This window comes from Psychromonas sp. SP041 (assembly GCF_000470315.2).
Lineage (GTDB): Bacteria > Pseudomonadota > Gammaproteobacteria > Enterobacterales > Psychromonadaceae > Psychromonas.
This window is the reverse complement of the sequence record NZ_CBRF02000024.1, coordinates 62,448-79,351: the sequence shown is the minus strand read 5'-3', so window position 1 is coordinate 79,351 and position 16,904 is coordinate 62,448. Positions and strand designations below refer to the sequence as shown.

Here is a 16,904-nt window from a genome sequence, read left to right as displayed (position 1 = left end):
GGTTATAACGATATTGTCAATAAATGTTGTGATGCTTGGAATCGCTTCAGCGAAGACAAAAATAGAGTCATCTCACAATGTTATAGAGACTGGACTAATCTGGAAACTTAATTATCGGAATTGGTATTAGACACGGACCCGACATAGTTTTTCTCTTCATTAAGAATCAAGTTTAAACGTTTTATGATGTAGTTTGATATTGCGACTTTAACCTTGTTACCAATAAACTTGGTCTGCACTAAAATAGTGATGTCTTCTGTATAAACATCATTCTCAAATGTTCAGTTACAGCCAATGAAAATAGATATTTTATCTTTATGCCTTATTGTTAGTTTAAATGTGTTTATGCATCGTACTCGTGTTACTTCATATTTTTGTTATTAATCGGACTTTTTCCATTTATCCACATGATTAAGGTTTTATTCTGCTGGTTAACTCCTTGATTAGTTAATTAAAATTGTTATTGTGATATCAAATTAAAACAGATTAAGTTGCTTTATTTATCCATTGTAAACAGGGATATCTTCTGTCTAATAATCTGTTCTTTGTTCGAGTCAATATGGAGTGTTGCTAGTGAAGGTTTTTACAATTTCATTTGTTTTTTCAGTGATAACGTTATTTTTGTTGATGGTTATAGATGGTGAACTATCGAACTTATATTGTGTTTGGCCGCTTAATCTGATTGAAGCGACAGGTGTATTGGGCAACAACGCTCCAGCTTTTTATTATGATTGGTATGAGTTATCAATGGCATTTTCCTTGCTCGTACAAAGTGCTGTCATTTATATGATCACATCAAGACTCATAAACAAAAAGAATATGTAAACGGCACTTAGTGTTCACCTTTTTCTTCGAATCATTCAGTAGAGAGTTTCACTTCGTTACACGTTTTGTACTCTCTATTTTAGTCTGTTTAAATGTGTTGTTGTATTGCTTATACAGAGCAGAGGTTATTTACCATGGCATTACTTCAATAAAGAAAGATTCAAGCGATTAGGTGCTATTTATCGCCATACTAGGTTCAGATGTTGAGATGGCTTAATTCACTCTGAGCGGTTATTCATTAAATGCTGCACAGTATAAAGCTAGTGTTGTTATTGTTAAACTCGTTCCAATCTCACTAAATATGTGATTTAAATATTGGTAGAAAAGCAATTTAATTTAAGAGGGGAATTAAAAAACTGATATTTTTACGAAATCTATCACGAAGAAATAGATTGTTTTAGCCAAGAAAATAAATTACCTACCTATTGTAATTGATATTACATATTTAGATATTCAATGCTTAAATTCAAACGAGACTAATACCAAAAGAATTAATAAGGTGATCATTCTTACTGGTTAAAATCACCCCTAACTGCGTTCTGAGTTTTGAAGTGAGAACAACTATCTTCTACAACTCACGCCTTATTAGTGTTAATTTTTCCTGCGCAATTTCTGATCACTTATTTAATTCCATTGGTATAACTAAAACTTATATTCTATTGATCTATCTTCATAAATTCCTATTCTTTGGGAGTAATATTGTTATTAATCATTAATGCAATACCATTGGATTTAAGCTCATGAATATAAAGCCCGATAGAATGACTGTCATGCAAAATATTATTGATGCTGTAAAAGTTGATTTTCCTCTATATCAAGAAGATACGTTTAAATGCAGTCCCAACAACAGCTGCACGACCTGTACCAAGAAATTAATGGAATTAGTTGATACAGAGATAGTTTATTGGGAGCATGAAATTAACAGAGGTAATAGTCCAACTTTTGACGAACTTAATCGTTTTGGCAAACTGTGTAAAAATATACGACGCGCTTTAGTTAAAGATAATCGAATCATTTAAAATATAATGCATGAACATACGACCCTGTAAATAATTACCCTATCAAACCTTAAAACAACTAAAGTCCCTTAGTAAGGCTTATTTGCTGAATACATTATTATTAACTTCCATTACCTTTCATTTTAAAACCATCAGAAATTCGCTGAATAAAAATTATTTTTATTAAATAAATGTGTTGAGGCTATTCTAGCGCCTCTTTATGTACTCCAAACATTACAATATATGAAAAATAATATGAATATCGAATTTAAAGGCTTAGCTTTTTTTGGTGATACCACTGAAATTAACTTCCCTATCATTGCTGATATACCTGTGTTGTTACTTTTGAAGCGCTAGATCCTGAAGGTTTAAGCCCAGAGGCAGTATCTGATGAAGTAATGCAACAATATTTAAATCACGAAGAAGAGATTAAAATAATTGTAGAAAGAAAAATACGAAGCGGTAAAGTAACGGCTAATAAAGTCATTATTTATAGTGAAGGCATCCGCTAGTTTTTAACTGTTTAATTTAATTGTTCGTTAATTATGCTGTATGGATATGTTATTTCTGTAGGTACTTTCTAAAGATCGCTTTTATAGGTGATTGTGACGACATAACGAACAATTAAATAGAGATGTCATTTTTATCAACTACAAAGGGAATTGGTATGCAGAATTTAAAGATTGCAGTTGCTCAAATACCATCATTGAAAGGTGATGTCTCTGCCAATATTAAAAGTCATTTACTCGCAATAGAAAAAGCGGCTAAGGCTGGTGTATCCTATCTTGTATTCCCTGAACTATCCCTTACCGGTTATGAATTAGAACTCGCCTCTGAGCTCGCTTTCACTATTGATGATAAAAGACTATTACCGTTGATTGAATCTGCTATTAAATACGCTATTTTTATTGCTGTTGGGGTTCCTTTATTAGCCAATAATACGATTCATATTGCTGTTATTATTATTTCTGATTTAGGCGATGTGAATAGCTATAGCAAAATGCATTTACATGCAGGAGAGGAGACATTTATTGTTGAAGGAACTAGTCATTATCTTACTAAGGTTCAATCTTCACATGGTGAGCTGAATATTGCTAATGCTATTTGTGCCGATACCATTCATCCCATTCACGCTAAAATATGCTATGAACTTGGTGCAAATATATATATGGCAGGTGTGTTAATTGGTCAACGTGGTTATGCAGCTGACGTTCGTTTTTTAGAGGGCTACTCGCGTGATTTTAATATGTTAGTTGCAATGGCCAATCACAATCAACCTACAGGGGCATGGTCACCCATCGGGAAAAGTGCTATTTGGTTTGCTGGTAAGTTACTTGCTTGTGCAAATGAAACTGAGGATGCGTTAGCGGTTGCTGAAAAGAGAGGTCATCATTGGGTTGGCTATGTTGTTGAGTTGTAAATCAATACAAAAAAATAGTCGTAATCATTGTCATATAATGCTTTTGGTATCCTGTTAAAATTTATGCCTATTGTTTGCATTTAACGTCTTTTCAGGGAATGATAAAAATCAATAGATGGCTATGTTCATTGTTTTATACAAAGGTTATACCGATTACATTAAATAAGTGATCTAAATTTTGCGCAGGAAAAATGACTTAGTTCAAGGCGAAAATTGAGCTAAATGGTTGTTCCTTTTACGAAATTTACAACGAAGAAATAAGTTATTTTAACAAGTAAAATAGATAACTTAATTAGTGTGATTGGTATTATTAACTTAATGAGGTTTAAATGGAATTAATCGTCGGTAAAGATTCAACCTGGTCACTTAGAGTTTGGATATGTGGTCAATTAACGAATATAGATTTTAATATTAAGGTCATTGATTTAACGGATGCTGACTATAAAGCACAAGTATTGACCTTTTCACCATCAGGTTTAGTACCTGCACTTATTGATAATTCATTAGTTGTTCATGACTCTTTAGCCATTATTGAATATTTGAATGAACAGTCAAACGGCGAACTTTTTCCTGATACTGTGAATGAAAGGGCGATTGCCAGAAGTTTGTGCAGTGAGTTGCACTCTGGATTTATGAATTTAAGAGGACAGTGTTCTTTTACTTTAGAAAAAGTAAACCCATTATCAACCTTGAATGATGGCATTAAAAACGAAATCTCAAGAATAGAAACTATCTTTGAACAAGCTCAATTACCATATATGTTTGAAAAAGTCGGTGTAGTTGATGCGTTCTATTCAATTTTAGCTTATAGATTAAAAACATACGGTATCATGCTGAATGGTAAAGCGGGTGACTACCAACAAAGTTTACTTGATTGGGATTTTTTGCAAGAGGCTATCAAGCAAGCTAAAGTCTGGGAAAGTAAGTAAAATATTAATAATACTTAGCCTGTCATTGATTTGTAATTGGCCTGTAAGTTGTCTGTAATTGTGTTGTCATTGATGGTTAATGGCACTTTTTTTGTAAAAAAGGATAAACATTATTTATACATTATATTGGGATCGGGGTGGTGCGAATATGGCTACTCACGCGGTATTAGAAGCGTTAGGTGTACCTTATAAGTTGATTGAAATTGACTTAACGAAACAAATGCAAAAAACACCTGAGTATTTAGCCATTAACCCAAATGGTAAGGTGCCGACTTTAAAGCATAATGAACAAGTGATTTATGAATCCTCTGCAATCTTGATGTATATATTGGATCAACATCCAGAGTCTGGTTTAGCCCCTTCACTCAATTCACCTAAACGAGGTTACTATTACCAATACTTAATTTGGATGTCTAATACGTTACAGGAAGCGGTTGATCGTTGGGCTCATCCTGAAAATTATATTAGTGGCGATGCAGACTTGAAACAAATTAAAGATAAAGGTAATCAAGCATTGGCGCGTTGTTGGGATATTCTCAATACAGATCTTGGTAAAACAGGCCCATGGCTTTTAGGTGATGAGTTAAGTGGTGCTGATTTCCACTTGTTTATGATCACCTATTGGAGTCACGGGTACGATAGTCGAGCTGAAGATTGGCCAAATCTACGGTCACATATTCAAGCAATGCTTAAATTAGATGCTATTCAAAACATGCTGGCTCAAGAAGGATTAAGCTTCGAGTGTTAAATTGAGTTGGAATAATACAGTTAATGGTTTATCAACGTTGCTAGTCTAGAATAGACAATAAAAAAGGCCAAACATCTAATGCTTGGCCTTTTGATAGGTAGGGGTTATATACCATTATTCAGAAGGACGAAAAACGCGCTATACCCCACAGTACTATATTTATGACAGTACTTATTTTACGTAATACTTATTGTTAATCATCTCTTCTAATAGACCTGACTTTTCTTTAAAAACAGCGTTAGATAACGATCTTGTGTTTGTACTCGTAACATATTCATTGGCGTTGCAGTAATCACTGCTTTCCCATGTACCTTTTGTCTCAATCGTTACTTCTCCTTGCTCATCAACAACAAAGTCAAATACTCCCCAACAAAGAGATACTTCGCCAGTGGGTGGTGAAAATATTTGTTTATCACCTAAGTAGTCAAGTTCAACACGAGCAGGGGAGCTTGCAATATCACTTGAGCCACTGAAGTGTTTGACTGCGTAACTGTATCGACCTGCGTAAGGGAAAGAACTGATGGTGGTCACTTCTGGTCCATAGCTCGTCACATCATCAACATCTAACGATATGCTACTTTCACTCAGTATTATTTCTTGATTACTATAATAAACCAAAAATGGGCTTTCACCATCCGACGAGTTTGGTCCAAAGAATTGCGTATCTAAGTCGCTTGGGTTTTCTCCCCACGTTAATGTAATAACAGCAGCGCCAGGTTCTAAAGTAATACAGCTATCTTGAATGATATCTTGTTCGTCTGTCACTAGGGTGGTTGTTCTGCTTAAACCATCTGTACCGAATGCCGATAACAGGACGGTTGAATCTGATTTTGCTGGGATACTAAAGTTACCATCGATATCTGAGTAAGTGATTGCTTGCCCTGAATAGTCAGCACCTTGGGTTTGAATTCGCGCATTACTGATTACAGAGCCTGTTTGATCTTGTAAACAACCGCTTATTTGTACTGATTCATAAAGTCTATCTGCATTCCATGTTGAGAAATGTGAAACCGTACCCTTATAATATGTTTGATCAGTTGATAGGGTCGCTGTTCCTTCTTGATCCCAATAGCCAGTTTCTTCGTTAAAATGGTATAGGGGAATAGTTGTTGGTGGATTAGTTGAGCCTGTTGCTAAAGGAATTCTTATTGTTGCTGTTTGGTTTTAAGCCAAATTGTAGCTATTACCTTCCGCATCATTAAAGGTTGCATTAATAGCACCAAAGCTTTCAATGAGGCCAACATCACCTGTTGTTGCATCTATGGTTTCGAAGTTACCCTGCATTAGTTCTGGGTCGGTACTTGGGTCGATAATGGTTAATTCAGCCTTGAGATTACCTGAAGGTGTATCCCCATTTTCATCTACAAAAGCATTGGCCGGTAAAGAGACAATGCTCAGTCCTGAAATATCTAAAGTAAATTCGGTGCTTGGATCAAACGAGCTTTGTAGATTCGATGGTTGTAAAAATAAATCTATATTTTGATCATCTGACGTAACGATAATGCTGTATTCGCCATACCCATCGGCATCACCATTAACAATAATGCGCTGCGTATTTTCTGGTAATGAAATATTCAATTCGCCATTGGCATCTGTGTTGCCCGTATTGGTGACAGTACTACCATTAACTGTTGAAGAAATATTGATTGATGCCCCTTCAATGAAGTCACCGGTAAAGTGATTTTTTGATTGAATATTTAACGTTACACTTGGCTCAACAGACTCTGCTGAATCTGTATTATCACTACTATCGCCACAGGCCGAAAGAACCAGTGAACATGAAATTAATGCAACTACCTGAGGGTTAAACATAAAAAGTCCTTTTTAATTAGAATCTATCAAGATCAATATAATAAAAAAGAGTAGGCTGTTATTACGAATACCTTAATCTTGTTTTTACTATTAATTGATTTTTTAAAGATAAATATTGTATAGGATAATTTAAAAAATACATTAAATTGTCTTTTGTTTTTTATATTTACGTTTATCTTGTTGTATTTATTGGTTATATTTTATTTTTTGATAAATGTTTGCTTTATTGTGGTTGATGCATTATTACTTAGTACCTTCATCTACGTTGTTAATTTAATTTACATGGGGAGTTATTATTTTTAACTTCCTTTCTTAATTTTTTTCATTAAGTTATTTGTTTTGTTATGGTTAGTTGAATAAGTATTAAACGTTTACTCACCCGTTTTATTGTATTAATTACTTATAAATAATCATTATAAATAAAATGGTGAATAATAATTTTTCGTGATTTTTCTCTAGCAATAAACTTGAATTTTTAACTCTCCCATTAGGTGTTATAAAACTAAACTAAATAGGCGACTTTATGCATTATGTGAATAACCCCAACATCATCGATATAGAAGCGTCTGGTTTTGGTGGGGAGAGTTACCCTATTGAAGTGGGCTTAATACTAGGGACTGGGGAAAAGTTTTGCAGTTTAATTTTTCCGGCAGATGATTGGCAGTATTGGAGTGAAGAGGCTGAAAAAGTGCATCATATTTCACGAAAAATGCTGGAAAATCATGGGAAATCTGTTTCAAAAGTGGCTTGTTTACTTAATGAAAAGCTAGCGGGTATGACTCTGTATTCCGATGGTTGGGTGGTCGATAAACCCTGGCTGACAAGATTGTTTTATGCCTCTGGCGTTGAGATGCAGTTTACTGTTAGTTCTTTAGAAATGATTCTCTCTGACGAGCAAATGAAAATTTGGCATAAAACCAAAGATAAAATAATTATTCAGTCAAACATACAGCGTCATCGCGCCAGTAATGATGCTTGGCTAATACAAGAAACCTATCGGCAAACTCATCAGTTATCGAAGGGGCCTTAAAGCATTTTTATTTCTCCATTTCTAATAAGTTGCTGGATAGATAATCTAATAAAGAGAAAAGAGAAAAGAGAAAAGAGAAAAGATAAAAATAGTTAATAAGTTAAAAGAATGTGCTCGACGACATAGTATTTCAGTTATTAATGCTTCACTTTCAGTTCCTAAGCTTTCAATATTTAAACTATCAACATTTAATTATCAATACTTAAGTCATTAGACCGAAAGTTAACGTGCAACTTCTATTGAAACCCTTTATCTATTGATAGCTATGTTGTTTATACCAATGGAATTAAATAAGTGATCAGAGATTGTGCAGGAAAAATCAACACTAATAAGGCGTGAGTTGTAGGAGATAGTTGTTCTCACTTCAAAACTCACAACGCAGTTAGGGGGGATTTTAACCAGCAAGAATGATCATCTTATTAATTCTTTTGGTATTACTAGCTATCAATTGAATTATAGTACTTTTAATCTATTTTTAATTAAAAAAACATTAATTAAAAAAAGCTATTAATTAAAAAAGTTATTAATTAAAAATAGATTCCCCCATCTGATCGATCGCTATTTTAGCTTTTCTGATAGTCATTTCTATACAATCATCTCGGCTTGCAATCACATCTGAACGGATAAAAGAGTGTGATAAAACAACCTCGTTTACTTCCTTTTCAATAATAGCAGAGAGTCGGTATTGGCCCCCCTCATTCATTGGATTAGGCGTAATAGTAAATCCTTTATATTCAATACTTTCTTCTACCGACGCTTGCTCTTTTGAATGACTTGTATTGCTTGAAAAGAGAGAGGCTAAACCAGATAAAAAACCCATTACATTTATTCCTTATGTATTTTTATGGTGAATAATTAATTTTATAAGACATTGTATAAAGTATTGTAAATCAAACTGGTTTTTATATTTGTATTTTTGCTTAATTATTTAATTGGCGTGATGGGTAAATAAGAGGGCAGTTCGTATTTTATTTAGGTTTAGGTTTAGGTCAGATCAGTCTTGTACTTTATCAGTGCCTGTAACGTCAGAAAATATCGTAATAGGCTTTAAAATATCTCAATAGAGTTTACCAAGGCTCATGAATAAAGTGTTCTCTGTTCATAAGCCTTAATCAACCCTAGTGAAGTATTTCATTTGTTAAGGTGTCAATACAGTATCAGGGAATAGGGGATTATTTAGAGGTTGTCCCAGTACGGGTAATAAACGTTCGCTAGTATCTTGGTAACCAATATTAAAACGGACTCGATTTATGCAAATTTTTTCAACTTTTTCAGCTAGTAAATCAAACTGTTTAAAGCGTATTGCTAATGCTGGAAACTGCGCTTGGTATTTTACTATTCTTTGTGAAAGTAATTGATAGAAATCATGCTCACTGTAATCGAGTTGATCTTCAAGCAAAGGTGACACAAAGCGTAATACAGTGACAAAATGGCCGGTATATAAGTCGTGTAATAAATATTGAGCGGGCAGTTTAGTCAGTTGCTGCGAGATATGTGCTGGTAACTCAGCATGTTCTGGAAAGTCCTCATCTACAATGCGTAAATCTCCATGGAAATCTTTGATCGCTAAACCAACAGGAATATGGTTTTCCATTAATAACGTTAGGTTTTGCCCATGAGATACTAACGCAATCCCATATTGACACATGAGGTGATAAAGCGGGATGACTGTGCTATCAAAAAGCTTGGTTAACCAAGCGTTTATATCGAGACCGCTTGCTTCAATATATTGCGCTATTAAACTATGGCCATTTACATCATTCTGCATTAAAGCGGCTGCTAATTTGTCCTGTTGATTTTCTGCTAAAATCGCCGCAGGGCTTTGTCTTAAAATAACGCCTAACATTTCATTGTAACGATAAGGTGTTTGTTTAATATCGACTTGATTCGGGTTCGTGACATGGATACCCGCCCATTCTTTGAGCACTTTAAAGTTTGATTTTTTAAAAAAACTATCTTGATCGCAACGTTGTTGAATAAATTCAGATAATTCTGCACCAGAGGTAATATATTTACCTGGGATACCTCGGTAGCAAGAGGTGTTTAAAATAGTGATAGGCAGTTTTACATCATTTCTTTTAGGTCGCGTTATATTAGATAGTGTGCGAATTGACTGTTGCGCTTGGTAATAATCACCAGTGATCCCTAAATCAATGATACTTTTATCAGCCAATAAAGCTGTAAATTGAGAGGTAATATAATGCTGAAATTGCCAAGGATGAGTTGGAATTATCCAATATTTTTCTAGTGAAATATGCTGTTCTTCTAGTGTTTTAAACACGCTCTCCATCTGCTGTGGCGACATCATTTCAGTCAACATACGAACTAGTGTTTGATAGTGCGTTTCTTTTAGGTTTCTTTCAATACCAATGGTGGTTAATGTTTTTTTAATGGCAATAAAATGCAATTGAAAATGTTGCCCATACTCAGGTGCATATTGTGTCAATTCAGATGTTCCCCAACCTAAACGTCCTTTGTTGGCGAGTGCTTTCGGATGGCCTTTTAAAACAGCTTGTAATGCAACACCAGATAAATTGAGCAGTGCAGAGCCTGTATATTTTTGAAGAGACTTCATTGATTGTAAATCGGCATATAACGTTTGCTGAATTTCTTCGATTAAATTACCTAAAATTATATTGTCTAATTTAATGTCATTGGCAATATCTTTAAGTAGTTCAGCGGTATTGATGTTTTTTTCACCATTACGAGATAGTGAATTATCATCGATAATGATATTGCCCCAAATATGTTTTTTAGCCTGAAATTCCCATGTGATCTTCGCTGTGTTCCATTGATAAAAAACCGTCTTTTTTTGCGCCATTTTCACTTGGATTTTACTTTCTTGTGTATTGCTAACCGTGTCTTTTACATTCAATTCAAGCAATTCTTCATAATGTAATTCACTGATGATTTTAGCATTTAGTTGGTTATTTACTTTCTGCCATTGTTGCTGATTAATTTCTATCATACGACACCTTTTTTGATAAATAAAATACGGGCTTTAAACGGTTAAAGTGTTACAGAATTAATGTTTAATTAATAAATAATTTACATTAAACTTAATGACAATCATTATCGTTTGCAATACCATTCAATCTTAATGATAATTATTATTATTTAAATTGTTTTTTATTTCAATGATTTATTAAATAAATGTACATGAGAGATGCATGAGCGTTTTATAAATAAGGAGATTTAAACGATTAAGTATTAGTAATGTTTTAGATATAACGGAAAAGGATCTTAATGATGCTGTATAGCTATACAGAACGATTAGCATTGACTGGTTTTCTCAATGCATTATTAAATGAGTGGAAGGAGTATGAAAAAAATAAACAAGAAATTACCATCACCAGCTCTGAAGGTACGTTAGTTTTATCTTTATTACATGACTCTTTAGTACAACGATTTAACTTTAATTGGCCAGCTAAAATACGCGATCAAGGTAGAGAGAAAGATATCGACTTTCAACAAGTCGTTACGTTTATTTGTAACCATCCAAGTATTCAGAATAGTTATAACCAACATCAAATTAATGCATTTAAAGAACAAGTATTTGCTAGTGAGCACCACATGGCAGATGTTATGACTCATCGTAAAAGTGAGACAAGTATTGACGGCTTTATTACCGCAGAACAGAGTTTAATTGGCGGGCATAATTTACACCCAGCCAGTAAAACACATCAAGGTTGGTCTCAACAACAAGCTCAACAATTTAGCCCTGATTATGCAGGTGAGTTTGCTTTACATTGGTATTTTGTAAAAAAAGAGCTTATTGCAGGTGAAAGTGCTTATACACAAGATATAAACACTGAAGGTTCCCTCTGTGAATTATTACTGCAGAGTTATCAAGATGCTGGTATTAAACTACCTGTTCCCGTTGGTTTTGTTCCTTACCCTGTTCACCCTCATCAAGCAGAAGTACTGGTTAACAATGGCACTATTCAACAGTATTTTGATCAAGGTTTGGTTATTGATTTGAAGTCGCAGGGTAGAACTTGGCGAGCCACTTCTTCAACGCGTGCATTATGGCAATCAGAAAGTCGTTGGATGTTAAAGTTTTCTTTAGCGGTGAAATTAACTAATTCTATTCGCTACTTATCTCCTATTGAACTGTCTCGTGGCGTGCTCTTTCAACAAGTCAGTAATGAATTAGCAGGAGCAGAGTTTAAACAGCGTTTCCCCCAATTTAATGTTTTACAAGAACCTGCATGGTGTGGGTTAAAAGATGTTAGTGGTGAATTGTTATTAGACAGTTTATTTTGTTGGCGTGAAAATCTTTATTTAACTGGCAAAGAAGCCACTGTTACATTGGCTACAATGACTCAAGAAAGCCAGGACGGTAAAAATCCTATTGTTAACTTAGTGTCTGATCTAGCCGAAGATCGTAATATATCGACATCAATAGCCAGTAAAATGTGGTTTGAACACTTTTTAGAAAATGTCATTAAGCCCGTTGCTGTTGCACGAAGTGATTACGGTTTAGTGTTGTTAGCACACCAACAAAATTTATTAGTGACATTAACTGGTTATTTACCTGTCGGTGGGGCTTTTAGAGATTGCCAAGGAACGGGTTATACCGATACCGCATTAAAGCGTTTTCCACTACTCGCTGCTAATCCGCCCGCTTATTTTGTTGAAAGTGAGGCGGTTAATGAATATTTCAGTTATTACTTAATTCTTAATTCTTTAAACAGTGTGGTGGCCGCATTATCAACACAGTTATCTGATAATGACAGCCAAGGATTATTACGTATTAGCCAGCAATTTTTTAGTCAACTTTCGCAACATAGTTTTTGTGACCGATCATTTTATTCTTATTTATTAACCTCAGAACAGTTGAAAATTAAAGGTAACTTTTTTTGTTTCTTAGGCATCAATAATGAAACTGAGTTGAAAGATCCCAGTAAAATTTATCAGGGGATAAATAATCCTTATCGTTTACTAAAAGATGAAAAAACGCGATTAACTTACAAACCTATTTTGTTTAATATGAAAGATCCTGCAGAGCAAAAAACAGGATTAAATTTAATATTTAAGCAATCAGGCAAACAGTTAACCATTGAATCGAATTGGCAACAATGGCGATTAGAATGGCATGTCAGTGGAGAAGGTTGTCATCAATTATGCAAGCCGAATGAAATACAATCTCAAATGTCACCTTATTCAGAAGCCGTTTCTGTTGGGTTAGTAACAGACTCTAAAATGTCACCAAAACAATGGTTTAATGTACTTGAATATTATTTTTCAGGTTTAATTTCACCAACGATTGAAGAGAAGCAAAGTCTTAATCAATGTATCTTCATTGATCAACAAGTCTGGGAGGATTTGACTGATGTCGAGGTGCCAAGTTGGGCTAACGTATTATCTGGTCAAGTTATTCTAAAACGTAATCACTTTTTTCAATTTGCAGGTATTTGGACGAAGAGCCAACCTTCATTACTCCCTGTAATAACAGATGAACAGTTTATTGAAGCTGATAATGGAAGTTATCATCCAATACGACCAGCGCAACCTGAGGGTGTTTGGTACCAACGTTACATCTACCCATTACAGCGTGTCATTAGCTTTAAGTGCATTGATGCCGAACGAGATTTAACGATTTTTAATGATTGGCATAACACACCGAATATTTCACGTATGTGGGAATTAGCAGGCGATCTAGAAACGCATCGCAATTATATCAATAAGCAAACTAATGACGACCATACGATGGCAGTTGTTGGTTATTTTGATGGTGTGCCATTTGGTTATTTTGAAGTGTATTGGGCAGCAGAAGATCGCCTTGGACCTTATTATGACTACCAACCTTATGACCGTGGTGTTCACATGTTGGTGGGTAATAAACTCTTCCTAGGGCATAAAAATTTCGTTAATTGGGCCGCTGCAATATTACATGCTTGTTTCGTCGATGAGAATAAAACACTGCATATAATGGGAGAGCCTAGAGCCGATAATCATCACGTTGTGCGTATTACCAAAAATATCGGCATGGTTAAGCTCAAAGAGTTTGATTTTCCACATAAACGATCTGCTTTGATGTGTTGTGAGCGTAATCGTTTCTTTAATTCATTCATTTAATAAGGAAAATATAATGAAAAAGCTAACTGATTTGATAGGTGTTGGTGTTGGTCCTTTTAACCTTAGTGTCGCTGCTCTTCTTGAGCGGGTACCTCATTTATCGAGTCAGTTCTTCGATAATAAAAAGGAGTTTATTTGGCATGAAGGGTTGATGTTACCTAATACTTATATGCAAACATCCTATTTAAAAGACTTAGTCACTGCGGTTGAGCCTGAAAGCCCTTATAGTTTTATGTCTTACTTAGTGAAAAATAAAAAGTTTTATCGTTTCTTAAATACAGAAATGCAAACCATCACGCGCGCTGAATTCTCTGACTATTTGTCATGGACAGCAAAGCAAATTGAACAAGTTAAGTTTTCCCATGCAGTTGAAGAGATTAAACACGTTAAAGATCGCTTTGTAGTGACCACAAGCCAAGGTGATTTCGAATCTAAGCATTTATGCTTAGGCACTGGTAAGTCTGCTTATGTTCCTGATTATCTAAAATCGAGCTTAGGTGATCATTGCTTTCATGCAAGTGAAATGGGGCTACGTAATATAGACTTAACAGGAAAAAAAGTAGTTTTAGTTGGTGGTGGTCAAACGGGGGCCGATATATTTTTAAACGCTTTACGTGGTCACTGGGGGCAACCTGCACAGTTAGATTGGTTATCTCGACGTGCTAATTTCCAAGCGTTAGATGAAGCCGCGTTTGCTAATGAATTCTTTGTACCTCAGTACGTAGAGCAATTTTATCATCTCGAACAGGTGGTTAAAAAACGCGAAGTCGATGCACAAAAGCTCACTAGTGATGGTATTACGACCGAAGCGTTACGCGCTATTTATCAAGAGTTATACGATAAGTTTGAAGTACAAAAACAACGCAAATGGGTACGTTTATTACCACACCGAACCGTGACATCAATGACTCAACGATTCGATGGTTTTAACATGGATGTTAAGAATAGCTTAAATGGTTTAGAAGAAAGCCATAGTGGAACCGTCGTGATATTAGCCACTGGTTTTGAGACTAAGTTACCACGTTGTTTAGCGCCGATAATGGACCAACTAAATTTATGTGAAGATGGGTTATTGCAGTTAGATGAAAACTTTAAAGTTCAATGGCAAGGTAACCCAGAAAATAGTATTTATGCGGTTAATGCGGGGCTAGGGAGTCATGGTATTGCCGACCCACAATTGAGTTTAGCTGCATGGCGTTCAGCTAAAATAATTAACGATTTAGCAGGAGAATGTTGTTTCGATATTAGTGAAAGTAGCAATGTGATGGAGTGGGGGAGTGAGGGGGCTACGACTTCTTTTTCAGTTGCTGAGTTTGTATCGGTTGCTTAACATTAATGATAATAAATGGTCTATTTACACAGTGCGTCATTCTGCATAGTGAGTGGCTAATTGGCTCAATACATAACTGAATAAAGCCCTGACTAATAGGACTGAGTAGAGACGAATCACAATGTAAAGCTAATAAAAAAGCAACTCAATGAGTTGCTTTTTTGTCAGTATTTTTCTAACGAAACTAATCGTTTACTTCATGATTAGAACAAACCAATTGCGTTTGCAAATACAAGTAAAATGCCAATTGGTGCTACAAAACGTAACAATAGCACTACGATTGCAAAAGAAAGATCTGACATTTGAAATTCTTCTTTTAAAATTTCAGGCTTAATAACCCAACCTGCGAAGATTGAAATAAAGATACCACCCAGCGGTAATAAGATATTAGCTGTGATGTAATCTAAGAACTCAAAAATGTCTCCACCCATACCAAATGATAGTTTAGTCCATTCTGCGCCTGCAAATGAGTAAATAGTCAGTAAGCTTAAAATCCAAACCGTCACGCCTGTAATAATAGCAGCTTTAGTACGGCTCATTTTTTGACGTTCCGCTAAGTAAGCGGTTGGAGATTCAAGTAATGCAATCACAGACGTAAACGCTGCAAACACAATCATGATAAAGAATAATGTGCCTACTAAATCACCAAATGGCATTGAACCAAATGCAAGTGGAAGCGATTGGAATAATAAACCAGGCCCCGCGCTTGGTTCTAAACCGTTAGCAAATACGATTGGGTAAATCGCTAAACCAGCAATTAATGCTACAACCGTATCAGCAACCGCGATAGTAATAGACGTTTTAACGATCGACACACCTTTCGGTAAGTATGCACCGTAAATCATCATAATACCCATTGCTAAACTCAGCGTGAAAAAGGCATGGCCTAATGCTACTAAAGCACCTTCGATCGTTAGTTGAGAAAAATCAACGTGGAACATAAATGCAAATGCAGATGCGAAATCACCAACCACTGCTGAATAAAGCATAATGCCTACCAGTAGAATTAGTAGCGATGGCATTAGGTAAGTAATCGCTGTTTCTAATCCGTTTTTAACCCCTTTTGAAATTACATAAACTGCAGCAATAAGCGTTAATGAAGACCAAATAAGCAGTTGTGGAACACTAGTGATTAAGTCAGTAAACAGAGCGCCAATCATATCCGCATTCGTTGCTGGGTCCGCTGCTGCTGCGCTGAATTCACCAGAGCCTGCAAAGAAAACATAAGCAACAGCCCATCCTGCGATAACGGTATAAAAACTTAATATTAAGAAACCTGCTAATACACCAATGGTACCGATGATTGACCAATGAGAAGAATGGCCTGATTCAGTTGCAACATGTGCAATGGCATTCGCAGGAGTTGAACGTCCTCGTTTACCGATAACGACTTCAGCCATCATCACAGGGATACCAATCAAGAAAATACATAAAAGGTAAACAAATACGAACGCACCGCCTCCATTTTCACCCATGATGTATGGAAATTTCCATATATTACCAAGCCCAACAGCTGCACCCGTGGCAGCTAAAATATACGCGTATCGACTTGACCATCGATTAGACACATGTGTATCAGTATTCATTGAAATCCTTGAATGTAATTAAACCCATATATTGAAAGCAGAAACGCATGAAAATATAAGTTATTGTAAATAATTGTTTAAGAATAATAAAAGTTAGGCAAAGAGGCTACATAAACCATCATAAAAATTAATTTATACTGCTAAA

At 35.2% G+C, this 16,904-nt stretch carries 13 protein-coding genes; 8 read left to right on the top strand and 5 right to left on the bottom strand.

The annotated features are described in order from the left end of the window. Positions 1-573: 573 nt before the first annotated feature. The 5 genes from SP041_RS13785 to SP041_RS13765 all read left to right on the top strand — a co-directional run bounded on the left by SP041_RS13785 (position 574) and on the right by SP041_RS13765 (position 4,920). Complete coding sequence (locus SP041_RS13785; protein ID WP_025565931.1) at positions 574-825, top strand: hypothetical protein; 252 nt, start codon at positions 574-576, stop codon at positions 823-825. 740 nt (positions 826-1,565) lie between these two features. Then, entirely contained in the window at positions 1,566-1,844 is a 279-nt protein-coding gene (locus SP041_RS13780; RefSeq protein WP_025566194.1) for a hypothetical protein, read from the top strand. A 646-nt stretch (positions 1,845-2,490) separates the two neighbouring features. After that, positions 2,491-3,243, top strand: coding sequence for a carbon-nitrogen hydrolase family protein (locus SP041_RS13775; RefSeq protein WP_025566195.1), 753 nt, complete (start codon positions 2,491-2,493; stop codon positions 3,241-3,243). 329 nt (positions 3,244-3,572) lie between these two features. Then, positions 3,573-4,172, top strand: a complete 600-nt coding sequence (locus SP041_RS13770) for a glutathione S-transferase N-terminal domain-containing protein (RefSeq protein WP_025564714.1) — start codon at positions 3,573-3,575, stop codon at positions 4,170-4,172. A gap of 103 nt (positions 4,173-4,275) precedes the next feature. Further along, complete coding sequence (locus SP041_RS13765; protein WP_276607152.1) at positions 4,276-4,920, top strand: glutathione S-transferase family protein; 645 nt, start codon at positions 4,276-4,278, stop codon at positions 4,918-4,920. A gap of 171 nt (positions 4,921-5,091) precedes the next feature. On the opposite strand, the gene SP041_RS13760 is transcribed toward SP041_RS13765, so the two are convergent. Together SP041_RS13760 and SP041_RS13755 are read right to left on the bottom strand one after the other, a co-directional pair. After that, a complete protein-coding gene (locus tag SP041_RS13760; RefSeq protein ID WP_025564716.1) occupies positions 5,092-5,685 on the bottom strand; it encodes a hypothetical protein in 594 nt (197 codons plus the stop codon). Between the two features lie 399 nt (positions 5,686-6,084). Continuing rightward, positions 6,085-6,732, bottom strand: a complete 648-nt coding sequence (locus SP041_RS13755) for a hypothetical protein (RefSeq protein WP_025564717.1) — start codon at positions 6,730-6,732, stop codon at positions 6,085-6,087. A 523-nt stretch (positions 6,733-7,255) separates the two neighbouring features. Here SP041_RS13755 and SP041_RS13750 point away from each other — a divergent pair. Then, a complete protein-coding gene (locus SP041_RS13750) occupies positions 7,256-7,762 on the top strand; it encodes a hypothetical protein (protein WP_025564718.1) in 507 nt (168 codons plus the stop codon). 523 nt (positions 7,763-8,285) lie between these two features. On the opposite strand, the gene SP041_RS13745 is transcribed toward SP041_RS13750, so the two are convergent. Further along, entirely contained in the window at positions 8,286-8,582 is a 297-nt protein-coding gene (locus SP041_RS13745; protein ID WP_025565844.1) for an HlyU family transcriptional regulator, read from the bottom strand. A gap of 318 nt (positions 8,583-8,900) precedes the next feature. Next, positions 8,901-10,730 carry an IucA/IucC family protein gene (locus tag SP041_RS13740; protein WP_025565842.1) on the bottom strand — a complete coding sequence of 610 codons (1,830 nt, stop codon included), beginning with the start codon at positions 10,728-10,730 and terminating at the stop codon, positions 8,901-8,903. A 278-nt stretch (positions 10,731-11,008) separates the two neighbouring features. Between SP041_RS13740 and SP041_RS13735 the strand changes: the two genes are divergently transcribed. Further along, positions 11,009-13,843 (top strand): GNAT family N-acetyltransferase, encoded by a 2,835-nt coding sequence (locus SP041_RS13735; protein ID WP_240791474.1) that lies wholly within the window; start codon positions 11,009-11,011, stop codon positions 13,841-13,843. 13 nt (positions 13,844-13,856) lie between these two features. After that, complete coding sequence (locus SP041_RS13730; protein WP_025565840.1) at positions 13,857-15,173, top strand: SidA/IucD/PvdA family monooxygenase; 1,317 nt, start codon at positions 13,857-13,859, stop codon at positions 15,171-15,173. A gap of 203 nt (positions 15,174-15,376) precedes the next feature. Here SP041_RS13730 and SP041_RS13725 read toward each other — a convergent pair whose 3' ends face one another. Further along, complete coding sequence (locus SP041_RS13725) at positions 15,377-16,759, bottom strand: sodium-dependent transporter (protein WP_025565839.1); 1,383 nt, start codon at positions 16,757-16,759, stop codon at positions 15,377-15,379. Between the last annotated feature and the right edge of the window lie 145 nt (positions 16,760-16,904).